This is a genomic window from Rhodanobacter sp. OR92 (assembly GCF_000427545.1).
Taxonomy (GTDB): domain Bacteria; phylum Pseudomonadota; class Gammaproteobacteria; order Xanthomonadales; family Rhodanobacteraceae; genus Rhodanobacter; species Rhodanobacter denitrificans.
This window is the reverse complement of the sequence record NZ_ATYF01000012.1, coordinates 142,264-164,797: the sequence shown is the minus strand read 5'-3', so window position 1 is coordinate 164,797 and position 22,534 is coordinate 142,264. Positions and strand designations below refer to the sequence as shown.

The following is a 22,534-nucleotide window of genomic DNA, read 5'->3' as shown; positions in this document are numbered from 1 at the left end:
TGGAACGACGGCAAGAGCAGTCAGGCGCCAGCGAAACGCACCAGCACGGCGTCGGCCTCGACGAACTCGCCTTGCGCGGCGCTCACGCTTTCGATGGTGCCGGCGCGGGGCGCCTTCAAGGCCAGTTCCATCTTCATCGCCTCCATCACCAGCAGCTCCTGGCCCTGTTCGACCGCGTCGCCGGCGCTCGCTTTCACCAGCACGATGCGGCCGGGCATCGGCGCGATCACCTGGTTGCTGCCGACGGCGTCGCTGGTGGCCCATGCGAACGCGGCGGCGCGGGCGAAGCGGTAGCGCTGGCCGTGGGCGTCGTGCAGCAGTACGTGGGCGGCATCGCTGCGCAACGGCACGCGGCGCGATTCGCCGTCGAAGCGGGCGCTGAGATGGTCGTCGAGCAGGCGCGCGCCGCGCACGCTGCAGCCGGTTTCGCCGTGGTGCAGCTGGTAATCGCCGGCGTGGCCACGCGCCTCGATCTCGAAGCGCTGCTCGCGCCAGCTCAGCGCCACGATGCGCTTGCCGGCATGGCCGATGCGCCAGGCATCGGCGCTGGCCCACGGCGAATGCGGGTCGGCTGCGGCGCTGGCCACGCGCGACTCGTCGCGCAGCAGCACCGCCGTCGCGGCAGCGAACAGCACGCCGTCGGTCGGCGCCACGTCGCCGACCAGGAACTCGTCGAGGTGGCGGTCGAGGTAGCCGGTGTCGATGCGTCCCTCGACCACCGCCGGATGCCGAGCCAGTCGTTCGAGGAAGCCGATGTTCGATTTCGGGCCGACGATCTCGCACGCCGCCAGCGCTTCGCGCAGCCGCTGCAGGGCCTGCGGACGGTCTTGGTCGAACACGATCAGCTTGGCGATCATCGGGTCGTAGAAGATCGTCACCGTGTCGCCCTCGATCACGCCGCCGTCGAGGCGCACGTGGGCCGACGCCGCGGGCAGGCATAGCGTCTGCAGCTTGCCGGAGCCGGGCAGGAAGTTCTGGTCGGGATCTTCCGCATACAGGCGCACCTCGATCGCATGCCCGTGCGCGCGTACCTGGTCCTGGGTCAGCGGCAGCGCTTCGCCCGCGGCCACGCGCAGCTGCCATTCGACCAGGTCCAGGCCCAGGGTCAGTTCGGTGACCGGGTGCTCGACCTGCAGGCGCGTGTTCATCTCCATGAAGAAGAATTCGCCGCTCTGCGCGACGATGAACTCCACCGTGCCGGCGCCGACGTAGTCGACCGCCTTTGCCGCGGCCACCGCGGCGGCGCCCATCGCCTGGCGGCGCGCGGCGTCGAGGAACGGCGAGGGGGTTTCCTCCAGCACCTTCTGGTAGCGGCGCTGGGCCGAGCATTCGCGCTCGTTGAGGTGGATGACGTGGCCCTGCGTGTCGCCGAACACCTGGAATTCGATGTGGCGTGGGTGCTCCACGTAGCGTTCCAGGATCACCCGGCTGTCGCCGAACGAGCTGGCTGCCTCGCGCTGTGCCGAGGCGAGCGCATCGGCGAATTCGGCCGCACCGCGCACGATGCGCATGCCCTTGCCGCCGCCGCCGGCCGCGGCCTTGATCATCAGCGGGAAGCCGGTCCTGGCTGCCTGTTCGGCAAGGGCGGCCGCATCCTGGTTGGCGCCGTGGTAGCCGGGCACCAGCGGTACCGCGTGCTTCTCCATCAGCGCCTTGGCGGCGGCCTTGGAGCCCATCGCGTCGATGCTTTCCGGCTTCGGGCCGATGAAGACGATGCCGGCCTCGCCGCAGGCGCGGGCGAAGCGGGTGTTCTCGGACAGGAAACCATAGCCGGGGTGGATCGCCTGCGCGCGGGTTTGCCTCGCCACGTCCAGGATGGCGTCGCCGCGCAGGTACGATTCGGCCGGCAGCGGGCCGCCGATCGGCCACGCCTCGTCGGCCAGCCGCACGTGCTGCGCGTCGCGGTCGGCTTCCGAGTACACCGCGATGGTGCGGATGCCGAGGCGGCGGCAGGTGCGGATCACGCGGCAGGCGATCTCGCCGCGGTTGGCGATCAGTACGCGTTCGAACATGCGGGGTTCCCGTAACCGTTGGTGTCGATGCAAAGCTACTGAAACTAACAGATTGCGCCGTCGCAGCCGATGCGCGGCGCAGCATGGCCGTGCTTATGTGGCCTGGCCGACCCACTCCGGTGCGCGCTTGTCGAGGAACGCCGCCAGGCCGTGCTGGCCTTCGGGCGAGACGCGCAGGCGGGCGATCAGTTCGGCATTGGCGGCGTCGATGCGCTCGGCCTGGGCCAGATCCGCGCCGCCGGTGCGCAGCGCCAGCTGCTTCGCCTCGCGCTGGGCCAGCGGGCCGGCCTTGGCCAGCCAGTGCAACTGGCGCTCGATCGCCTCGTCCAGTTCGCTGCCCGACACCGCCGCATGCAGCAGGCCGATGCGCTGCGCTTCGGCAGCGTCGAACACCTCGCCGCTGACGAACAGCCGGCGCGCCTGGCGCAGGCCGATCGCGGCGACCACGTACGGCGAGATCACCGCCGGCACCAGGCCCAGTTTCACTTCCGACAGCGCGAACTTGGCGGTGTCCACGCCGATCGCGATGTCGCAGCAGGCGACCAGGCCCACGCCGCCGCCGTAGGCCGCGCCGTTGACGCGCGCGATGGTGGGCTTGGACAGGAACTGCAGGCTGCGCATCAGTCGCGCCAGGCGCAGCGAGTCCTCGCGGTTTTCCTGCTCGCTGGCGGCGGCCATGCCGCGCATCCAGTTCAGGTCGGCGCCGGCGGAAAACGTGCTGCCGCTGCCGGTGAGCACGACGCAGCGAACCGCTGGATCGGCATCGGCGGCCGCCAGCGCTTCGGTCAGTGCGGCGATCAGGCCGTCGTCGAAGGCGTTGTGGACCTGCGGGCGGTTCAGGGTGAGCCAGGCGGTGGCGCCACGGCGTTCGCTGCGGATGGAATCGGTCATCGGTCGTCCCTGCGGCAAATAACGCGATGATAAACGCACCGGGGGTGCGGCAATCGGCGTGGTGCAGCGGGGCGGGTGTGGGGCTACAATGCGAACTATTCTTATTTGAGAATCAAACCTGTGCGCCTGTCCGATTTGCCCAAGGGTGCCCCCGCCGTGGTCGAGCGCGTGGACGACGCGCATGCGGCCGATCCGATCGCGCAGCGCCTGCGCGACCTGGGCTTCGTCGACGGCGAGCCGGTACGCGTGGTGGCGGTGGGGCCGATGGGCGGCGACCCGCTGCTGGTCCAGATCGGCTTCACCCGTTTCGCCCTGCGCCGCGCCGAGGCGGCCCGGGTCAGCGTGCGCAGCGAGGCGGTGGCATGAGCGCGTCCACTCTGCGCATCGCCCTGGTCGGCAACCCGAACTGCGGCAAGACCGCGCTGTTCAACCTGCTCACCGGCGGTCGCCAGAAGGTGGCGAACTATGCCGGCGTCACGGTGGAGCGCAAGGAGGGCCGTTTCACCGCGCCGTCCGGCCGCGTGCTGCAGATCCTCGACCTGCCGGGCGCCTACAGCTTCGACGCCAGCAGCCCGGACGAGCAGATCACCCACGACGTCTGCGCCGGCAACTACCCGGGCGAGGCGCCGCCGGACCTGATCGTGTGCGTGGCCGATGCCACCAACCTGCGCCTGCACCTGCGCTTCGTGCTGGAAGTGAAGCGGCTGGGCCGGCCGGTGGTGCTGGCGCTGAACATGATGGACACCGCACGCTCGCGCGGCATCGCGATCGACGTGCCGGAGCTGTCGCGCCGGCTGGACTTGCCGGTGGTGGAGACGATAGCGGTGAAGCGTGGCGGCGCGCGGGCGCTGATCGAGCGGGTCGACGGCGAGGTGCCGCCGGCGGCGCCGGTGCAGCCGGACGACGGCGCCAGCCGCGCCGACCTGCACGCGCAGGTGCGCGAGCTGCTCACGGCGACCGTGCGCATGCCGCGCGCCACCGCCGAGCTGGACGACGCGCTGGACCGCTGGACCCTGCACCCGGTGTTCGGCCTCGCGATCCTGGCGGTGGTGATGTTCCTGGTGTTCCAGGCGGTGTATGCCGCCGGCAAGCCGATGAGCGACCTGATCGGTGGCGGCTTCGGCTGGATGGGCGAGCACGTCGCCGCGCTGATGCCGGCCGGGCCGCTGCGCAGCCTGGTGGTGGATGGCCTGTTCGGCGGTATCGGAACCGTGCTGGGCTTCCTGCCGGTGATCCTGGTGCTGTTCTTCTTCATCCTCACGCTGGAGGAATCCGGCTACCTGCCGCGTGCGGCGTTCCTGCTTGACCGGCTGATGCTGTCGGTGGGGCTGACCGGCCGCTCGTTCATCCCGCTCCTGTCCAGCTTCGCCTGCGCGATCCCCGGCATCATGGGTACGCGCAGCATCCAGGATCCGCGCGACCGCATCACCACTATCCTGATTGCGCCGCTGATGACCTGTTCGGCGCGGCTGCCGGTGTACGCGCTGCTGATCGGCGCGTTCATCCCGGTCCACTACGTGTTCGGCGTGTTCAACCTGCAGGGCGTGGTGCTGTTCGCGCTGTATCTGGCCGGCATCCTCGGCGCGATGCTGGTGGGCTGGGTGATGAAGCACATCCGCCGCGACAAGAGCGAGCACGCACTGCTGATGGAGCTGCCCTCGTACCGCCTGCCGAAGGCGCGCGACGTGGCGATCGGGCTGTACGAGCGCGGCATGATCTTCCTGAGGCGGCTGACCGGGGTGATCCTCGGCCTGACCGTGTTGATGTGGTTCCTCTCCACCTTCCCGGGCGCGCCGGAAGGCGCCACCCTGCCGGCGATCGACTACAGCTTCGCGGGCTACATCGGGCGCGGCCTGCAGTACATCTTTGCGCCGATCGGCTTCAACTGGCAGATCAGCCTGGCGCTGATCCCGGCGTTCGCCGCGCGCGAGACGGCGGTAGCCGCACTGGCCACCGTCTACCTGGTGGGCGGCGAGGCGGAGGGGTTGAGCCAGGCGCTGGCCGGTCAGATACCGCTGGCCAGCGCGCTGTCGCTGCTGGTGTGGTTCGCCTATGCGCCGCAATGCATGTCCACCTTGGCAATCATCAAACGCGAGACCGATTCCTGGCGCAACGTGGCGATCTCGTTCGGCTACATGTTCGTGATGGCCTACACCGCGTCGTTCATCGTCTATCAGGTGACGAGGGCACTGACGTGAGCACGAGCCTGCTGCTGCAGTACGTGGTGATTGCCCTGGCGGTACTGGCCAGCGTGTGGATCGTGCTGCGCAAGCTGGCCAGGAAAACGACCAACCGCTGGCTGGCGGCCGCGTCCATCCACTTCAACCAGCCCGGCCGCGGCGCCTTGGCGCGGGCCTTCGGCCGGCGCTTGCAGCCGATCGAGGCCACCGGTGACTGCAGCGACGGCTGCAGTACCTGCGGCGCCTGCGGCCCGAAGCCGCCGGCGGCGGCACGCTCGGGCGAGCCGATGCCGCTGGAGTTCCGCCCGCGGCGGTAGGGTTCCGCCTTGGCTCTCCTCCCTCCGCTCGCAGGGGGGAGGGAGCAAGACGCGGGCACGAAAAAGCCGGCTTGCGCCGGCTTCTTCTTGTCACGCGGGTCGCGCCCCGGCTTACGCCAGTTCGCGGATCTTCGCGTTGAGGCGGCTCTTGTGGCGGGCGGCCTTGTTCTTGTGGATCAGGCCGCGGGCGGCGTAGCGATCCATCACCGGCTGGGCGACGGTGAACGCGGCGACGGCGCCGGCCTTGTCCTTGGCCTCGATGGCCTTGACGACCTTCTTCAGGGCGGTGCGGACCATGGAACGTGCGCTGATGTTGCGCAGGCGGCGCTGTTCGGACTGGCGCGCGCGCTTCTTCGCGGACTTGATGTTGGCCAAGGTAGAACTCCGGGATGCAGTGTTGGGTTGGGTGGAAAAAGACGCCAATTATGCGGTCGATTCGCCGGTGCGTCAATCACTTGGGCGGCTGCGCCCCCGGCCGGCGTGGCGCGCGGCGGCGCTGATGCCGGTAATTTGCCATATCCGGGTTGTGATCCTGCCCCGGCGGGCTGTCAAACTGTGCGCCCCGTGTGATCGACGCCGAAGGTAGAACAGCCGCTCATGAAGTCACCCAGCATGCTCCGCGGGCTGCTCTCGTTCAGCAGCATGACGATGGTTTCGCGGGTGCTCGGCCTGGTGCGCGACATGTCGATCAACGCCGCGTTCGGCGCCAACGGCGCCACCGACGCGTTCTGGGTGGCGTTCCGCATCCCCAACTTCATGCGCCGGCTGTTTGCCGAAGGTTCGTTCTCCACCGCCTTCGTGCCGGTCTTCACGGAAGTGAAGGAAAAGGGCAGCCACGCGCAGCTGAAGGAACTGATGGCGCGGGTGTCGGGCACGCTGGGGGGGGTGCTGTTGCTGATCACCGCGCTGGGCATCCTGTTCGCGCCGCAGGTGACGGTGCTGTTCTCGCCCGGCGCGATCGATGAACCGCGCAAGTTCGAGCTGACCGTCGAGCTGCTGCGACTGACCTTCCCGTTCCTGCTGTTCGTGTCGCTGACCGCGCTGTCCGGCGGTGCGCTGAACAGTTTCCACCGCTTCGGGCTGCCGGCGCTGACCCCGGTGATCCTCAACCTGTGCATGATCGCCGGCGCGCTGTGGCTGTCGAAGTGGCTGCAGACGCCGATCATGGCGATGGGCTGGGCGATCCTGGCGGCCGGCATCCTGCAGTTGCTGTTCCAGTTGCCGGCGCTGCGACAACTCGACCTGCTGACCCTGCCGCGCTGGGGCTGGAGCCATCCCGAGGTGCGGAAAATCATGCGGCTGATGGTGCCGACCCTGTTCGGCTCGTCGGTGGCGCAGATCAACCTGCTGTTCGACACGGTGATCGCCTCGCTGCTGGTGGTCGGCTCGCAGAGCTGGCTGTCGCAGGCGGACCGCTTCCTGGAGCTGCCGCTGGGCGTGTTCGGCGTGGCGCTGGGCACGGTGATCCTGCCGTCGCTGTCGCGCCATCATGTCAGCACCGATACCGCGGGCTTCTCGCGCGCGCTGGACTGGGGTCTGCGTGTCACCCTGCTGATCGCGGTGCCGGCGATGTTCGCGCTGATGCTGCTGGCCGGGCCGCTGGTGGCCACGCTGTTCCAGCACGGCCACTGGAGCGCGCACGACACCGCCATGGCCACCCTGTCGATCACCGCGCTGAGCTTCGGCTTGCCGGCATTCGCGCTGGTCAAGGTGCTGCTGCCGGCGTTCTATGCGCGGCAGGACACGCGCACACCGGTGCGCGCAGCGGTGGCTTCGTTGCTGGCGAACATGCTGTTGAACCTGGTGTTCCTGGCGCTGCTGTTCGAGCTGTGGGCACCGGTGGAACTGAAACGGCTGCCCTGGCTGGACGGCCTAGCCCGCTTGCCCGGCCTGCACATGGCGCTGGGCCTGGCCAGCGCAGTGGCGGCCTACGTGAACTTGGGGCTGCTGTGGCACTGGCTGAAGAAGGCCGGCGTGTACCAGCGCCAGCCGGGCTGGTCGCGGCATCTGCTGCGGCTGGCCGCGGCCTGCACAGTGATGGTGACGGTGCTGTTGCTGGGCCGCTGGCTGTGGCCGGACTGGACCCATGGCGTGTCGGTGCTGACCCGGCTGTGGCATCTGACCGTGCTGGTGCTGGCCGGCGGGGCCAGTTATGTCGCCGTGCTGTTCGCCGGCGGCTTCCGCCTGCGCGACCTGCGGGCGGCGTGAACCCGCGTGCCCGACCGTTATACTCACGCGATGATGAGACTTTCCAGGGATGTCGCAGGCCCTTGCCTGGCGCCGCGCGGCAGCGTCATCGCGGTCGGCGCGTTCGACGGCCTGCACCGCGGCCACCAGGCCTTGCTGGCCCAGGTGCGCGAGCGCGCACAGGCGCTCGGCTGCAGCCCGGCGGTGGTGAGTTTCGAGCCGCTGCCGCGGGCGTTCTTCTCGCCCGAACCGGTGCCGCGGCTGTCCAGCGTGCGCGAGAAGCTGCGCGGCTTCGCCGCCGCCGGCATAGAGGAGACCCTGCTGCTGCGCTTCAACCGCGCGCTGACGGCGATGTCGGCCGAGGCATTCGTGCGGCGCGTGCTGGTCGAGCGGCTGGCTGCACGCGAGGTCTGGGTGGGCGGCGATTTTCGCTTCGGCCACGGGCGCGCCGGCGACGTGGCGCTGCTGGAGCGGATGGGTGCGCAGTTCGGCTTTCGCGCTTGCGCCATGCCGACGATCCAGCTCGACGGCACCCGCGTCTCGGCCAGCCGGGTACGCGCCTTGCTCGGCGCCGGCGAGTTCGCCGGCGCCGAACCGTTGCTGGGCCGGCCGTTCGTGATCGACGGCAAGGTGGAGTACGGCAACCAGCTCGGCCGCATGCTCGGCTATCCCACCGCAAACATCCATCTGCAGCAGCGGGTCAGCCCGATCCAGGGCATCTTCGCGGTGCGCGTGGGGTTGGGCGAGGGCGAATGCAGCTGGCCCGGCGTGGCCAGCCTCGGCGTGCGTCCCACCGTGAACGAGGTCAGCCAGCCGCTGCTGGAAGTGCACCTGTTCGACTTCGAGGGCGATCTGTACGGCCAGCGCATGGCGGTACAGTTCGTCGCCAAGTTGCGTGACGAGCAGAAGTTCGACGGATTGGAACCGCTCAAGGCGCAGATGGCGCTGGATGCGCGCCGGGCGCGCGAACTGCTGGGCATGAACCCGCGGCTGGCCGAGGCGTGAGAACGCGGGCATTCCGGCACGGGTCGAAATCGACTAACTTTCCCTTCTTTGCCTGCCATCTGGCGGGCGGCAACACCTCAGTGACGGCATCCAGGCCATGACCCACGATTACAAGAACACGATCAACCTGCCGCAGACGGCGTTTCCCATGCGCGGCGATTTGCCGAAGCGCGAGCCGGGCTGGCTGGCGGAGTGGGCACGGGTCGATCGCTACGCGCAGATCCAGCAGAAGACCGCGCATCGCGACAGCGTGTTCGTGCTGCACGACGGCCCGCCGTACGCGAACGGCCCGATCCACATCGGCCACGCGGTCAACAAGATCCTCAAGGACATGGTGGTCAAGTCCAAGCTGCTGGCCGGCCAGCGCGCGCCGTACGTGCCGGGCTGGGACTGCCACGGGCTGCCGATCGAGATCGCGGTGGAGAAGAAGTTCGGCAAGCCGGGCGACAAGCTCGACGCCGCCGCGTTCCGGCAGAAGTGCCGCGAGTACGCGACCGAGCAGGTCGACGCGCAGCGCGCCGATTTCAAGCGGCTCGGCGTGCTCGGCGACTGGGACCACCCGTATCGCTCGATGGATTTCCGCTTCGAGGCCGACATGCTGCGCGCGCTGGCGCGCATCGTCTCCAACGGCCACGTGGTGCGCGGCGCCAAGCCGGTGTACTGGTGCTTCGACTGCGCCTCGGCGCTGGCCGAAGCGGAGATCGAATACGGCGACAAGGTCTCGCCGGCGGTCGACGTGGCGTACGACGCGGTCGATCCGAACGCGCTGGTGGCGGCGTTCGGCGTGGAGGCCGGCGACGCCATCGTCGCCATCCCGATCTGGACCACCACGCCGTGGACCCTGCCGGAAAGCCAGGCGGTATCGCTTGGTGCCGATCTGGAATACGCGCTGATCGAAGGTCCGTCGCGCGGCGGCCGGAGCGTGTTGTTGGTAGTCGCCAGCGCGCTGGTCGACAGGGCGGCGCAGCGTTACGGGCTGGAGCAGGCGGCCGTGTTGGGCCATGTCGAAGGCAAGGCGCTGGAAGGCTTGAAGCTGCACCACCCGTTCTACCCGCGCGAAGTGCCGGTGATCCTCGGCGAGCACGTCAGCGCCGAGGACGGCACCGGCGCGGTGCACACCTCGCCCGATCACGGCGTCGAGGATTTCGTGGTGGCGCGCGAGTACGGCATCGGCCTGCTCAACTACATCGAGCCGCGCGGCACCTATCGCATCGACACGCCGGCCGCCGATCCGCTCGTGTTGGGCGGCATGCATATCTGGAAGGCGAACGACGCCATCGTCGACCTGCTGCGCCAGCGCGGCGTGCTGCTGGCGTTCGCGAAGATCGAGCACAGCTACCCGAACTGCTGGCGGCACAAGACGCCGGTGATCTACCGCACCACGCCGCAGTGGTTCATCTCGATGGAGCAGGCGCAGCTGCGCGAGACCGCGCTGACCTCGATCAAGAACGTGCGCTGGGTGCCGGGCTGGGGTGAGGAACGCATCGCCGGCATGGTCGCCGGGCGTCCGGACTGGTGCATCTCGCGCCAGCGCACCTGGGGCGTGCCGATCGCGCTGTTCGTGCACAAGGCCACGCAGGAGCCGCACCCGGATTCCGTCGCTCTGCTGGAGCAGGTTGCGCAGAAGGTGGAGCAGGGCGGCATCGACGCCTGGTTCACGCTGGATGCGGCCGAGCTGCTCGGCGCCGACGCGAACGACTACGAGAAAGTCACCGACGTGCTCGACGTCTGGTTCGATTCGGGCGTGACGCACTACGCGGTGATCGGCCAGCGCCCGGAACTGCAGCAGGGCACGGCGTCGCACTACAAGGTGATGTACCTGGAAGGCTCCGACCAGCATCGCGGCTGGTTCCAGTCCTCGCTGCTGACCTCGTCGGCGATCCACGGCCGCGCGCCCTACGACGAAGTGCTCACGCACGGTTTCGCGGTGGACGCGAACGGCCGCAAGATGTCCAAGTCGCTGGGCAACGTGGTGGCGCCGCAGAAGGTGATGGACACGCTGGGTGCCGACGTGCTGCGCCTGTGGGTGGCCTCGGCCGACTACCGCAACGAGATGACCGTCTCCGACGAGATCCTCAAGCGCGTCTCCGACACCTACCGGCGCATCCGCAATACCGCGAAGTTCCTGCTCGGCAACCTCGACGGCTTCGATCCGGCCAGGCACCTGTTGCCGGTGCAAGGCAGCGTGCTGCTCGACCAGTGGGCCGTGCAGCAGGCGTACGACGTGCAGCAGGCGGTCACCGCTGCGTACGAGCGCTACGACTATCCCGAAGTGGTGGCGCGCATCCAGAACTTCTGCACCAACGAGCTGGGCGCGCTGTACCTGGACATCACCAAGGACCGGCTCTACACCATGCCGATCGACAGCCGCGGCCGGCGCAGCGCGCAGAGCGCGATGTACCGCATCGTTGAGGCGCTGGTGCGCTGGTTGGCACCGATCCTCAGCTTCACCGCCGAGGAAATCTGGCAGGCGCTGCCGGGCGAGCGCGGCGACAGCGTGCTGTTCGAGACCTGGTACGACGGCCTCGCCGCCACCCAGAACTCGCCGGAGCAGCGCCGCTGGTGGGCCGACCTGCTGGCGATCCGCGACACCGGCGCGCGCGTGCTCGAGGGCATGCGCAAGGCCGAGCGGATCGGCGCCGCGCTGGAGGCGAAGCTGGCGATCCACGCCGACGAGGCCACGGTGGCGCGCTACGCCCCCGCGGCCAGTGAACTGCGGTTCTTCTTCATCACCTCCGAGGTGCGTCTCGATCTGGCCGGCGGCCAACCGGCCGACGCGGTGCTGACCGAGCTGGAGGGCGCCGACGCTTGGGTCTCGGCCACGGTCAGCGGCGCAGCCAAGTGCGTGCGCTGCTGGCATCGGCGCGACGACGTGGGCAGCCACGCCGGGCACCCCGAGCTGTGCGGGCGCTGCGTCGGCAATGTCGAGGGACCCGGCGAGGATCGCCGCTGGTTCTGACCTTGACGTAACTCCCTCCCCTGCAAAGCAGGGGAGGGCCGGGGAGGGGTAGGTTCTTGATCTGATCTCCCAAGGTCAAAAGCGAACCCCCTCCCAACCTCCCCCTGCGTTGCAGGGGGAGGAGCCGAAGATCGCCCCATCACCGAGTCCCCGCGCCCCATGACCCCGAAACCCAACGCACTCCCCTGGCTCTGGCTGTCCGCCGCCGTCATCGTGTTCGACCAGCTCAGCAAGTGGTGGGCGCTGCATGCCTTGCAGCCGGCGGGCATGCCGCATCCGGTGATCTCGGGTTTCCTGAACTGGACGCTGGCGTTCAATACCGGCGCCGCCTTCAGTTTCCTGGCCGATGGTGCCGGCTGGCAGCGCTGGTTCTTCGTGCTGCTGGCGCTGGTCATCGGCGCAGTGCTGGTGGCGTGGCTGGCGCGCACGCCGCGGCGCGACTGGCGCACCGCGCTGCCGCTGGCGCTGATCGTGGGCGGCGCGGTCGGCAACCTGATCGACCGCCTGCACGCGGCCCAGGTCACCGACTTCATCCACGTGTATTTCCGCCAGTGGAGCTACCCGGTGTTCAACCTCGCCGATTGCGGCATCACGGTGGGCGCGGTGATGCTGATTGCGTTCGGCCTGTTCGCCGGCAAGGGGCAGGGCGACGTGCGATAATCGCATCCCTGTGTGTAGGAGCCCGCTTGCGGGCGATGCTCTTGCTTTGAATCTCCACCAGGCATCAAGACAAGAGCATCGCCCGCAAGCGGGCTCCTACAGGATCCTGAATCGAGGTCAGCTTGGACATCCTGCTCGCCAACCCCCGTGGCTTCTGCGCCGGTGTCGATCGTGCCATCGCCATCGTCGAGCGCGCGCTGGAATCCTACGGCGCGCCGATCTACGTGCGGCACGAGGTGGTGCACAACCGCTACGTGGTCGACAAGCTGCGCGCGGACGGTGCGGTGTTCGTCGAGGAGCTGCACGAGGTACCCGACGGCGCCACCGTGATCTTCAGCGCCCATGGCGTGTCGCAGGCGGTACGCGAGGAAGCCGGGCAGCGGCACCTGAAAGTGTTCGACGCCACCTGTCCGCTGGTCACCAAGGTGCACATGGAAGTGGCGCGGTTGGGCCGCATCGGCCGCAGCGTGGTGCTGGTCGGCCACGCCGGGCATCCCGAGGTCGAGGGCACCATGGGCCAGTGGAATCCGGCCCATACCGGCGAGATATGGCTGGTGGAGTCGGTGGAGGACGTCGCCGCGCTCGCGCCGAAATTTCCGCATGCGCTGTCCTACGTCACCCAGACCACGCTGTCGGTGGACGACACCAAGGCGATCATCGCCGCGCTGCGCGCGAAGTTCCCCGACATCGAGGGGCCGCGCAAGGACGACATCTGCTATGCCACGCAGAACCGCCAGGACGCCGTGCGCCGATTGGCCGGCGCGGTCGACCTGATGCTGGTGGTCGGCTCGGTCAACAGCTCCAATTCCAACCGCCTGCGCGAGCTGGCCGCGAAGCAGGGCGTGCGCGCGTTCCTGATCGATGGTGCCGAGCACATCCAGCGCGACTGGCTCGACGGCGTCAAGCGCATCGGCCTCACTGCCGGCGCCTCGGCGCCGGAAAAACTGGTGCGCGACGTGATCGCCCGGCTGCAGTCGTGGGGAGCCGGCGACGTGCGAGAGCTGGACGGCGAACCGGAAAACATCACCTTCGCCCTGCCGAAGGAACTGCGCGTGGTCGGCGGCAACGGCTCAGCCAGCTTCTGACTCCCCCGCGTCGAATCCGTAGGAGCGCACCCCGTGTGCGATGCCCTTCGTCACGTGAGGGGAAAGCCGTCGCGCACGAGGCGCGCTCCAGCCCGAAGCGCGATGCGGCGTCCTGCGCAGCAAAAAGCCCCGGAAAGCGTGGCTTTCCGGGGCTTTTTGCTGCTGCGTCAACTGGTGCCGGAGATAGGAATCGAACCTACGACCCCATCATTACGAATGACGTGCTCTACCAACTGAGCTACTCCGGCGGAGAACCGCGAATTCTACGGGCCGCACCGCAGCGGCGCAAGCGATGACGACGGCATTTGCAGCGCGGGGTGGCCGTGAGACGATGGGTCCGGCCTTGCGTCCGGCGGCTGGGGGATGGCCGCCGCACCAGGGTGATCAGACGGGTTCAGGTTTTCCGACGCGCGGCCGATAACGAGACGACGGCGTGGGCCGTGCGGACAGGGAAAGTTTGAATCGACTTTCTTGGGGGCGTGTTGTCCGGACTATTTCGTGGTTTGCCAGGTTTGCCGGGCTTGCTGATGTTGCTGCTGGCGGCGACGCCGTGCGCATTTGCGGCGCCGCCGCCGGCGCACGACGCGGCGGCGTTCGATCTGCTCGTCCGGCAGCTGGACAACGGCGATATCCCGCTGAACAGCCAGGCCGCGGCCAGGCAGGCCCTCGACCGCCTGGGCGCGCTGCTGCCGCCCGGCGATGCCTACCGGCAGCGTCGCTACGACTACCTGTACTGCTTCCTGGCGTTCGACAACGACGTCAAGGGCGGCTACGCCTATGCGGGCCGCGGCACCGAGCAGGCGCAGCAGGCGGGCGACCTGGAGGCGGAGTCCAACTTCCGGATTTGCCGCGGCCTCTACCAGAGCAAGCTCACCACGGAGCGCGACGCGCTGCCGGATTACGAAGCCGGCATCCGGCTCGCACGGCGCCTGGAAAACCCGCGCCTGATCGCCGACGCGCTGACCTGGCGCGGCAGCGCCCAGTCGCTGCTGGGCGAGCAGGCGAAGGCGCTGTTCGATTTCCTGGAGGCGCAGCGCCTCTACGAAACCGTGGGCAACACGACCGCGGCACAGTCCAATCTCATCAGCATCGCCACCATCTATCGGCGGCTGGGCGAGTACGACAAGGCCGGCGAGTACCTGCGGCAGTCGATGCAGTCTGCGCAGCGCAAGGGAGACAAGCAGGAGCAGATGGTGGTTGACATGCAGCTGGGGTTCCTGGCGACCGAGCGGGGCGACCCCGTGGGTGCCGTCGCCCCGCTGCAGCGAGCGTTGGCGCTGGCGCACGAAACCGGTTCGCGGCAAAGCGTGGGCTCTGCCCTGCTGGCGCTGGCGGAGAGCAGCAACGCCCGCGAGCGCTACGCCGAGGCCCTGCAGCAGGTCGAGGCCGCTGCGAAGGAATTCCAGGCCGTCGCGGACCAGTCCAACGCCGGCATGCTGGCGCTGCAGTCGGCCAAGGCGCACGCCGGCCTGGGCCAGCACGAGCTGGCCGCGCGCGAGTTCGACCTTGCCGAGGCGAGTGTCAGGAACAGCCGCAACATGCGCTACCTGGCCGAGCTGTATGACGCACGCTCCAGGAACCAGGAGGCGCTGGGCAAGCCGGCGGCCGCGCTGGCCGACCTCAGGCTGAAAATGGAGGCGGACGCCGCGCTGGCGCGCATGGCCAAGACCCAGCTGACCACCCTGATGAGTTACCAGTTCGATACCGAGCGGCGCGAGCTGGAAAACCGCAAGCTCGCCGCCGACAAGGCGCTCAAGGAGCAGCAACTGGCCACGCTGGAACGCGTTCGCGGCTGGCAATGGCTGGCCATCCTGCTGGCCGGCCTGCTGCTGCTGCTGATGCTGTGGCTGGCGTGGCGGCAACTGCGCCAGAGCCGACGCCTGCATCGGCTGGCGCTCACCGATGCGCTCACCGGCATCTCCAATCGGCGGCATATCGAACACACGCTGCACGGGGCCGTCGAGCATGCCCGCCGCGGCCAGCGGGAACTGGCCGTGATCATGCTCGACATCGATCACTTCAAGCGCGTCAACGACAGCCATGGCCATCCGGCCGGCGACCAGGCGCTGGAGCAACTCGTGCACGCCTGCCTGGGTGCGCTGCGCCAGCACGACCGGCTCGGCCGGTTGGGCGGCGAGGAGTTCCTGGTGGTGCTGCCGGATACCGACCTGGAGGGCGGCCTGCAGGTGGCCGAGCGCCTGCGCGCTTGCGTGGCCGCCGCGCGACCGCTGGTCAATGGCGTCGAGCTGCAGCTCTCGATCAGTCTCGGCGTGGCGCAGCTGCGGCCTGCCGAGTCGGGTGCGGCCTCCCTGGTGCGCCGCGCCGACGCCGCGCTGTACCACGCCAAGGACAACGGCAGGAACCGGGTCGAAGCGGCGCCCTAGCGATCCGGACGTCGCCGTGCGCCGATCGCCGTCGCCGGCCTCGACACGTGACCCCGATCACCTTTCCTCCGCCACCCGCCGCCGCTCATCGGCCAATTCCTACCGCCCGTCGGCTGGGAGCTGGCCGGGGCGGGGTGGATGGGTACAGTGAGTGCAGGGGCATCAGGGAGAATTCCATGCAAGTCATGTCGCGTCAGCGAGGCGTCTCGCTGATCCGGACGCGCAGGCCGGAACATGCCGGCGGCCGTCCATCGGGGTGCGGGTCGGCGCGGGCGCGCGAGTGCGGCTTCACCCTGGTCGAGCTGCTGATCACCATGGCCGTGGCGCTGGTGCTGATCATGATCGCGGTGCCGAGCTTCAAGAACATCACGCTTTCCAACAAGCTCGATACCGCCGCCAACGACATCGTCAACGCGATCCACGTGGCGCGGATGGAAGCGGTCAAGCGCAATGCGAACACCCAGCTGTGCAGCAACTCGGCCAGCGCCAACGGCGCCGGCACGCTGGGCGGCGCCTGCAGCACCCAGAGCGGGGCGGTCTATGCCATCGCCGGTGGCGGCGGGGCCAGCCAAGTGCTGGCCGGCACGGTCGGCATCAGCGGCGCCGTGCAGCTGAAGGGCGACGTGACGGCGATCCGCTTCGGCGGGCAGGGGCTGGGGCAGAAAGTCGGCACCCCGGGTTCCTACTCCGGCACGGTGGCCGACATCTGCACCAGCCAGAGCCAGATGAGCAAGGACAACCATCGCGTGATCACCATGACGACCGGTTCCATCCTCGTGACCACCACCAGCTCGGGAGCCTGCCCATGATCCGCCGCTCCGTTCCAGCCACGCCGCGCATCGCGGCACAGTCCGGCGTGGGCCTGATCGAGGTGCTTATCGCCGTGCTGGTGCTGTCCATTGCCTTCCTGGGTATCGCCGCGCTGCAGGCAGTGTCGCTTTCCACCAACAACAGCGCGATGGCGCGCAGCATGGCCACGGTCGCCAGCTACTCGATCCTCGATGCCATGCGTGCCGACATCGTCAATGCCAAGGCCGGCAAGTACAACGGCACGGTCGCGGCAGCCACGGCGGCTGTTCCTGCCAGCGGCTCCACGGTGGCTGTCCCGGCCAATCCCGCGGCTTGCCCGTCAGCAGGAACGGCTCTGGCGGCCTACCAGCTCAGTCGGTGGTGCGGCCAGCTCAGCACGAATCTGGGTGCGACGACCAACACCACGGGCACGATCAATTGCACGGGCGCTGGCGAATGCACCGTCACCATTGTCTTCGATGACAGTCGGGCGGGGGCGGGTGGCAGCAGCTCCCAGAAAGTCATCACCAAGGCCATGCTATGAGCAAGCGCTTCCTTATTCGTCGTGGTGCAGGTCGAGGTAAAGTCTGGTCGGCGCTGCCTTCGGCAGGCTTCACTCTGATCGAGCTGATGGTCGCCATGTTGCTGGGCCTGATCGTCATCGGCGGGGTGGTCAGCGTGTTCCTGGCCAACCAGCGCACCTACCGCACGAACCAGGCGTTGGGCGACGTGCAGGACGGCTCGCGTCTCGCGTTCGAGTTGATGGCGCGTGACATTCGCGAAGCTGGCCTCACCGGATGCAACAACAACGGGCGCATGTCCAACGTGCTCAACAACAAGAGCACCGCGTGGTGGGCGGACTGGGGCAATGCCGTGCACGGCTACGGCGCCGGTACGGCCACGGCGGATCCTGCCCTGACCGTGGGCACCGCCGCGACCAACCAGGTCAGCGGCACCGACTCGCTGCAGTTGCTCGGTGCCGCCGACTCGGGGCTGAGCGTGGCGGCCACGCCCAGTTCCACGGCTGCCAACTTCAAGCTCAACGACACCACGTCGGACATCGTGAAGGGCGACGTGATCATCGTGTGCGACCCCGACCATGCGGCCATCGTCCAAGTCACGAACTACAACAGCAGCAATGTCACGCTGGATCACAACAACGGCAGCAACCCCCTTCCCGGGAATTGCTCCAAGGGGCTGGGCTTCCCCACCACCTGCACCGCCAACGGTAACGGCTACACGTTCGGACCCAACTCGCAGATCTTCAAGCTGGGCGCGGTGGACTGGTACATCGGCTACAACCCGCTGGGCGGCAAATCGCTGTATCGCGTGAACGTGGTCACCACGGCCGGCACGCCCACGCCGACGACGCAAGAGATGGTGCGCGACGTCACCGGCATGGCCATCAGCTATCACCAGGCAGGTATCGCCAGCTTCGTCGATGCCAAGACGGTGGCGGCCAACTGGGGCGCTGTCGACGCCGTGCAGGTCCAACTCACGGTGGAAAGTGTGGACAAACGTGCCGGCACCGACACCAAACCCATCACACGCCAATTCACGGCCACCACCACCGTGCGCAACCGGGTGCAATGACATGAGCCGCATCGTCCCGACTTCTTGCCCTTTCCATCCAGCCTGCCGTCATCCGTCGCCGCGACGCGGAGAACAGCGCGGCGTGGCCTTGGTGGTGGCGCTGATCCTGCTGGTGGTGATCACCCTGGTGGGGCTGGCTGCGGTGCGCGGCACCATCATGCAGCAGAAGATGGCCGCGAACATGTACGACCGGCAGGTGGCGTTCCAGGGGGCTGAGGCAGCCATGCGCGCCGCGGCGGCCAGCATCCCCACCAGCCCGGGCGACGTGGCGCGCAACTGCCAGTCGGCCAGTGTGGTCTGCCTGGCCAACCCCTTCGATGATCCGTGGATTAAGGCCAATCCAGGCAGCATCAAGACCCTTTCGACCGCGCAATACACCGCGGGTTCGCTGGCCACCGGACAGCCGCAGTACGTGGTCGAGAACATGGGCAACTTCCAGGATCCCTCGGCCAGTACCGGCTTCAGCCAGAGCGCCAACTCGCACAACTACGGCGTCAACGGCGGCACCATCACCAACATCTACTACCGCGTGACGGCCCGCAGCGGCGATCCTGCCCAGGTGGGCGAGCGTGCGGTTGTCGTGCTGCAGGCCATGATCAAGCAGGGTTGAGTTTCCCGCCGTACCTCGACTTCACAAGGGCGCATGGGCTTTTCCATGCCGCACCATCGTAAAGAGCGGAACCGACATGAATAACACCTCCCGTTTGCACAGCAAGCCCGGCAGCTTTCTCGGCAGGCTGCTGACCACCGGCTTCTCACTCTGGCTGCTGGGCGTCGCGTTTTCGCCTGCGCTGGCCGCCACGCCGAGTCCGGCGGTGGACCAGTCGCCGCTGATCATCCAGAAGCCGCTGCCGCCGAACATCGTGCTGATGCTGGATGACTCGGGGTCGATGGCTTGGGATGTCATGCCGGATTGGAATTATTTGAGCAGTACCAGCGCAGACGCGCTGGTCAATTCCGACGTGAATGGGCTTTATTTCACCCCGACGGTCACCTATGTCCCTCCACTCAAGGCGGATGGTAGTTCATATCCAGACGCGGCCTTCGACAGTGCCTTGGTCGATGGTTTCAACTCCAGCAGCACGAAAGTGGATTTGAGTACCTACGATGGAAGCAGCGATGATAGCCGGAACGGGCAGATCCGCAGTGACATCGCATACTCGGTTGGTGCTGGCTCGGGTGGCTACGGCGCTTCGACATGCAGCAGTTACGACGGTACTTCTCAGCGTTATCCGGGATATTGCTATGCCAGTTATAATAACGGGTCAAGCGATTTTTCTTATAACGGAAATTATTACTATTATCGCTGCAGCAGCCATCAGGATAGGTATAACGCTGATGGAAAGTGCTACCCACATTCGTTTTTCACGTACACAAAGCGTGATTCGAGCGGCAACTACACGCGTTATTACGTAGCCAAGACTGTGGGCGATTGCGCTGCGGCATCGCTGGCAGCCACAGTGTGTGATGAGAGTGCGGTCACCCGGCAAAATGTCGCCAACTGGTTTTCGTACTACCACACGCGCATCCTGATGGCCAAGAGTGGCGTGATGGATGCGTTTTCTTCGGTGGACGCCGCCTACCGGATCGGTTTCGGCTCGATCAATGGCAATAACGACGCCAACCTGCCGACGCCGAATGCCGTCTATGGCAGCAACAACAACAAAATAGCGCAGGTGGTGCCTTTTGACAGCGGTGCCGCCGGCACCCAAAAGGCCAGCTTCTGGAAATGGGTTGCCGGAGCCAAAGCCAACAACTCCACACCCTTGCGCAGATCCCTGGATGCTGTCGGCCAGTATTATCAAGCCGCGCAACCCTGGCAGACCTCGGCAAGCGACACGACCGAACTGGCCTGCCGCCAGTCGTACACCATCCTGACCACGGACGGCTTCTGGAACGGCGGCACGCCTTCCAGCATCGGCAACGTGGACAACACCACCAAAGGCCCGATCACCGGGCCCAACAACCAGCCCTTCACCTACAACCCGGCGTTGCCCTATTCGGACGACCAGAGCGACACGCTGGCCGACGTGGCCATGAAGTATTGGGTCAACGACTTGCGCACTGGGTCGGTCAACGAGGTGCCCACCAGCAAGGAAGACCCTGCGTTCTGGCAGCACATGGTCACGTTCACGCTGGGCCTGGGTTTCGACCCGGTCTACTCGGCGGGTGGGGCGACGATCCCGGTGGACCAGGTCTTTGCCTGGGCCAACGGCGACAGCAGCCAGGCGATCAGCGGGTTCAGTTGGCCGACGCCGTCGAAGGACAATATCACCAACATCGCCGACCTGGCCCACGCCGCGGTCAACGGTCACGGCGGGTTTGCCTCGGCGAAGACGCCGGGCGAGTTCAGCGATGCATTGAAGAAGGCGCTGCAACGTGCCTCCGACCGCGTGGGTACCGGCGCCAGCCTCGCGGCCAACTCCACTCAGTTGAAGACGGGTGCGTTCGCCTATCAGGCCAATTACTACACCGGCAACTGGAAGGGCGACCTCAAGGCCATCGCGGTGAACCCGAACAACGGCACGCTGGCCCTGACGCCGACCTGGACGGCGGCCGGCAAACTGCCCGCCGCCAGCGACCGGAAGATCTACACCTACAACCCGAGCGTGGCCTCGGTGGCAGCCGTGGCGTTCACCGATCCGGCCACCCTGGCCAGCGCGGAGCAGACGGCACTTGGCGCCGACGCGACCGCGCAGCAGAACATGATCAACTATCTGCGCGGCGATGCCTCGCTGGAAAAACCGAAGACCGGTGGCATCTACCGTACGCGTGAAACCGCGCTGGGCGACATCGTCAACTCGCAGCCGGTCTACGTGGGGCAGCCTGAGGCGAACCAGTTCGTCGGCCAGGCATTCACCGGCAGCGACAGCTTCGGGTCGTACGCCGCCACCACCCGCCAGGGGCTGATTTTCGTGTCGGCCAATGACGGCATGCTGCACGCATTCAACGCCGATACCGGCGCCGAGGTCTTCGCCTATCTGCCTGCCGCCGTCATCACCAGCGGCTTGTCCAGCCTGTCCAATCCCGACTACGGCTCGACGTCGGTGCCGCACCAGTTCTTCAACGACGGCGAGTTGACGGTGGCGGACGTGTATTTCGGCTCGGCCTGGCACACCGTGGCGGTAGGCACGACGGGTCGTGGTACGGCCAAGGCGATCTATGCGCTGGACGTGACCGACCCGACCAACATCACGCTGCTGTGGGAGCGCTCCGCCGGCGATGGCAAGAGCGGTGCCGACTCCATCGGCCAGATGATCGGCAAGCCGGTGATCGCCCAGACCAACGTTGCGGCCAACGACACGACCGGCGACAACAACTGGTCGGTGCTGATCGGCAACGGCTACAACAGCAAGAACGGCACGGCGGCCCTGCTGCAGTTCGCCATCAAGGATGGCACCCTCAGCGTGCATGCCACCGATTCCGCCACCGCGAACGGCTTGGCCGCGCCGGCCGTGTGGATGGGCGATCTCTCCGTGGGCATCAGCACGGTGGCCTATGCCGGTGATGCGCAGGGGCGGGTGTGGTCGTTCGGCCTCAACACGGCCACGACCAGGGGGAATACGACCACCTACGCCGCCACGCCCACCAGTACCGGCAGCAAGCTTTACACCGCGATGGATGCGGCCACCGGCGGTACCGCGCAGCCGATCACCGGCGGCATGCTTGTCGGCAAGAACCCGCTCACCCAGGATTTGTGGGTGTTCTTCGGCACCGGCCAGTACCTGAGCTCGACCGATCTCACCAGTACGGCCACGCAGAGTTGGTACGGGTTGATCGTGAAGTCCGCCACCAGCGGGCTGGCCGTCGACGGCACCAAGAACCGCGGCAATCTCATGCAGCGTTCCATCATTGCGGAGACACCCGGGACGCCGGAGGTCCTGAACGCCGATGGCACGGTGAATACCGCGGCGATCGCGCCGGCGCGGGCGGTCACGGCGGCACCGAGCACGTCCGACATGGCCGGTAAGTCGGGCTGGTACATCGATCTGCTGTCGCCGACATCCAGCACTGATTCGACAACAGGCAATGTGACTTACACGCCCAACCAGACTGCCCAGGGCGAACGAATCGTCACCCCGAACCAGTTTCAGGGCAATCAGCTGCTGGCCACGACACGGATTCCGCAGGCGACAGACCTGTGCAATCCATCCGGGCGCGGCTGGATCATGGCGGTGGATCCATTCACCGGCACCAATCCGAAATCGAGCTTCTTCGACCTCAATGGTGATGGTCTGATCAACCAGCCAGCCGACTACATCATGGTGAATGGTGTAGCGGTGGCGACCAGCGGCATGGGCTTCAATTCGCTGCCCAACAACCCGATCTTCATGGGCGGCAGCATGCTGGTGAGTTTCGACAACGGCAGCGCCACCAGCATCAAGACCTCCGGTACCTCCGGAACCCTGCAGCGTGTTTCCTGGCGCGAGCTGATCGCCCAGTAAAGGAATGAATGATGAAATCGCTCCCGT

The 22,534-nt window shown here is 67.3% G+C and carries 17 protein-coding genes and 1 tRNA gene; 14 read left to right on the top strand and 4 right to left on the bottom strand.

Going from position 1 to position 22,534, the window contains the following annotated elements; genetic code table 11:
* Positions 1–20: 20 nt before the first annotated feature.
* Together RHOOR92_RS0106050 and RHOOR92_RS0106045 are read right to left on the bottom strand one after the other, a co-directional pair.
* A complete protein-coding gene (locus RHOOR92_RS0106050) occupies positions 21–2,012 on the bottom strand; it encodes a biotin carboxylase N-terminal domain-containing protein (protein ID WP_027484818.1) in 1,992 nt (663 codons plus the stop codon).
* Positions 2,013–2,105: 93 nt separating this feature from the next.
* On the bottom strand, positions 2,106–2,903 hold the full coding sequence (locus RHOOR92_RS0106045) for an enoyl-CoA hydratase-related protein (RefSeq protein ID WP_007510619.1): 798 nt from the start codon (positions 2,901–2,903) through the stop codon (positions 2,106–2,108).
* A gap of 120 nt (positions 2,904–3,023) precedes the next feature.
* Here RHOOR92_RS0106045 and RHOOR92_RS0106040 point away from each other — a divergent pair, with 120 nt between their 5' ends.
* Genes RHOOR92_RS0106040 through RHOOR92_RS0106030 form a run of 3 tightly spaced genes read left to right on the top strand, consistent with a single transcriptional unit; the run spans position 3,024 to position 5,400 of the window.
* A complete protein-coding gene (locus RHOOR92_RS0106040) occupies positions 3,024–3,269 on the top strand; it encodes a FeoA family protein (protein WP_027489864.1) in 246 nt (81 codons plus the stop codon).
* Complete coding sequence (locus tag RHOOR92_RS0106035) at positions 3,266–5,101, top strand: ferrous iron transporter B (protein WP_027489863.1); 1,836 nt, start codon at positions 3,266–3,268, stop codon at positions 5,099–5,101. The genes RHOOR92_RS0106040 and RHOOR92_RS0106035 overlap by 4 nt, the downstream gene beginning before the upstream one ends.
* Positions 5,098–5,400 carry a DUF6587 family protein gene (locus RHOOR92_RS0106030; RefSeq protein ID WP_015447245.1) on the top strand — a complete coding sequence of 101 codons (303 nt, stop codon included), beginning with the start codon at positions 5,098–5,100 and terminating at the stop codon, positions 5,398–5,400. The genes RHOOR92_RS0106035 and RHOOR92_RS0106030 overlap by 4 nt, the downstream gene beginning before the upstream one ends.
* Before the next feature lie 111 nt (positions 5,401–5,511).
* Here the strand turns inward: RHOOR92_RS0106030 and rpsT are convergent, their stop codons facing one another.
* On the bottom strand, positions 5,512–5,775 hold the full coding sequence (rpsT, locus tag RHOOR92_RS0106025) for a 30S ribosomal protein S20 (protein WP_007510628.1): 264 nt from the start codon (positions 5,773–5,775) through the stop codon (positions 5,512–5,514).
* A gap of 222 nt (positions 5,776–5,997) precedes the next feature.
* Here rpsT and murJ point away from each other — a divergent pair, with 222 nt between their 5' ends.
* The 5 genes from murJ (at position 5,998) to ispH (ending at position 13,296) form a co-directional block, all read left to right on the top strand.
* Positions 5,998–7,608, top strand: coding sequence for a murein biosynthesis integral membrane protein MurJ (gene murJ / locus RHOOR92_RS0106020; RefSeq protein WP_027489862.1), 1,611 nt, complete (start codon positions 5,998–6,000; stop codon positions 7,606–7,608).
* A gap of 30 nt (positions 7,609–7,638) precedes the next feature.
* Positions 7,639–8,592, top strand: coding sequence for a bifunctional riboflavin kinase/FAD synthetase (locus RHOOR92_RS0106015; RefSeq protein WP_027489861.1), 954 nt, complete (start codon positions 7,639–7,641; stop codon positions 8,590–8,592).
* 97 nt (positions 8,593–8,689) lie between these two features.
* On the top strand, positions 8,690–11,551 hold the full coding sequence (gene ileS, locus RHOOR92_RS0106010) for an isoleucine--tRNA ligase (protein ID WP_027489860.1): 2,862 nt from the start codon (positions 8,690–8,692) through the stop codon (positions 11,549–11,551).
* 159 nt (positions 11,552–11,710) lie between these two features.
* Positions 11,711–12,211 (top strand): signal peptidase II, encoded by a 501-nt coding sequence (gene lspA, locus RHOOR92_RS0106005; protein ID WP_007510636.1) that lies wholly within the window; start codon positions 11,711–11,713, stop codon positions 12,209–12,211.
* A 122-nt stretch (positions 12,212–12,333) separates the two neighbouring features.
* On the top strand, positions 12,334–13,296 hold the full coding sequence (gene ispH, locus RHOOR92_RS0106000; protein WP_027489859.1) for a 4-hydroxy-3-methylbut-2-enyl diphosphate reductase: 963 nt from the start codon (positions 12,334–12,336) through the stop codon (positions 13,294–13,296).
* A gap of 172 nt (positions 13,297–13,468) precedes the next feature.
* Here ispH and RHOOR92_RS0105995 read toward each other — a convergent pair.
* A tRNA-Thr gene (locus tag RHOOR92_RS0105995) sits at positions 13,469–13,544 on the bottom strand.
* 279 nt (positions 13,545–13,823) lie between these two features.
* Between RHOOR92_RS0105995 and RHOOR92_RS0105990 the strand changes: the two genes are divergently transcribed.
* The 6 genes from RHOOR92_RS0105990 (at position 13,824) to RHOOR92_RS0105965 (ending at position 22,507) form a co-directional block, all read left to right on the top strand.
* Entirely contained in the window at positions 13,824–15,680 is a 1,857-nt protein-coding gene (locus RHOOR92_RS0105990; RefSeq protein WP_027489858.1) for a GGDEF domain-containing protein, read from the top strand.
* Positions 15,681–15,856: 176 nt separating this feature from the next.
* Positions 15,857–16,489, top strand: coding sequence for a GspH/FimT family pseudopilin (locus RHOOR92_RS0105985; protein ID WP_007510642.1), 633 nt, complete (start codon positions 15,857–15,859; stop codon positions 16,487–16,489).
* Positions 16,486–17,013, top strand: a complete 528-nt coding sequence (gene pilV / locus RHOOR92_RS0105980) for a type IV pilus modification protein PilV (protein ID WP_007510645.1) — start codon at positions 16,486–16,488, stop codon at positions 17,011–17,013. The genes RHOOR92_RS0105985 and pilV overlap by 4 nt, the downstream gene beginning before the upstream one ends.
* Positions 17,010–18,062, top strand: coding sequence for a prepilin-type N-terminal cleavage/methylation domain-containing protein (locus RHOOR92_RS0105975; protein ID WP_081660222.1), 1,053 nt, complete (start codon positions 17,010–17,012; stop codon positions 18,060–18,062). Before pilV ends, RHOOR92_RS0105975 begins: the two co-directional genes overlap by 4 nt.
* A gap of 82 nt (positions 18,063–18,144) precedes the next feature.
* Positions 18,145–18,672 carry a PilX N-terminal domain-containing pilus assembly protein gene (locus RHOOR92_RS0105970; RefSeq protein WP_007510649.1) on the top strand — a complete coding sequence of 176 codons (528 nt, stop codon included), beginning with the start codon at positions 18,145–18,147 and terminating at the stop codon, positions 18,670–18,672.
* Between the two features lie 76 nt (positions 18,673–18,748).
* The gene (locus tag RHOOR92_RS0105965; protein ID WP_027489857.1) at positions 18,749–22,507 is read left to right on the top strand and encodes a PilC/PilY family type IV pilus protein; all 3,759 of its coding nucleotides are present in this window, start codon (positions 18,749–18,751) and stop codon (positions 22,505–22,507) included.
* Positions 22,508–22,534: the final 27 nt, after the last annotated feature.

Excerpts from the sequence above, each read along its gene's own strand:
- RHOOR92_RS0105965 (WP_027489857.1), top strand. The coding sequence starts at position 18,749 with ATGAATAACACCTCCCGTTTGCACAGCAAGCCCGGCAGCTTTCTCGGC.
- RHOOR92_RS0106015 (WP_027489861.1), top strand. The coding sequence starts at position 7,639 with ATGATGAGACTTTCCAGGGATGTCGCAGGCCCTTGCCTGGCGCCGCGC.
- RHOOR92_RS0105985 (WP_007510642.1), top strand. The coding sequence starts at position 15,857 with ATGCAAGTCATGTCGCGTCAGCGAGGCGTCTCGCTGATCCGGACGCGC.
- RHOOR92_RS0105990 (WP_027489858.1), top strand. The coding sequence starts at position 13,824 with ATGTTGCTGCTGGCGGCGACGCCGTGCGCATTTGCGGCGCCGCCGCCG.
- RHOOR92_RS0106045 (WP_007510619.1), bottom strand. The coding sequence starts at position 2,903 with ATGACCGATTCCATCCGCAGCGAACGCCGTGGCGCCACCGCCTGGCTC.
- RHOOR92_RS0106035 (WP_027489863.1), top strand. The coding sequence starts at position 3,266 with ATGAGCGCGTCCACTCTGCGCATCGCCCTGGTCGGCAACCCGAACTGC.
- RHOOR92_RS0105975 (WP_081660222.1), top strand. The coding sequence starts at position 17,010 with ATGAGCAAGCGCTTCCTTATTCGTCGTGGTGCAGGTCGAGGTAAAGTC.
- ileS (WP_027489860.1), top strand. The coding sequence starts at position 8,690 with ATGACCCACGATTACAAGAACACGATCAACCTGCCGCAGACGGCGTTT.
- RHOOR92_RS0106050 (WP_027484818.1), bottom strand. The coding sequence starts at position 2,012 with ATGTTCGAACGCGTACTGATCGCCAACCGCGGCGAGATCGCCTGCCGC.
- pilV (WP_007510645.1), top strand. The coding sequence starts at position 16,486 with ATGATCCGCCGCTCCGTTCCAGCCACGCCGCGCATCGCGGCACAGTCC.
- murJ (WP_027489862.1), top strand. The coding sequence starts at position 5,998 with ATGAAGTCACCCAGCATGCTCCGCGGGCTGCTCTCGTTCAGCAGCATG.
- lspA (WP_007510636.1), top strand. The coding sequence starts at position 11,711 with ATGACCCCGAAACCCAACGCACTCCCCTGGCTCTGGCTGTCCGCCGCC.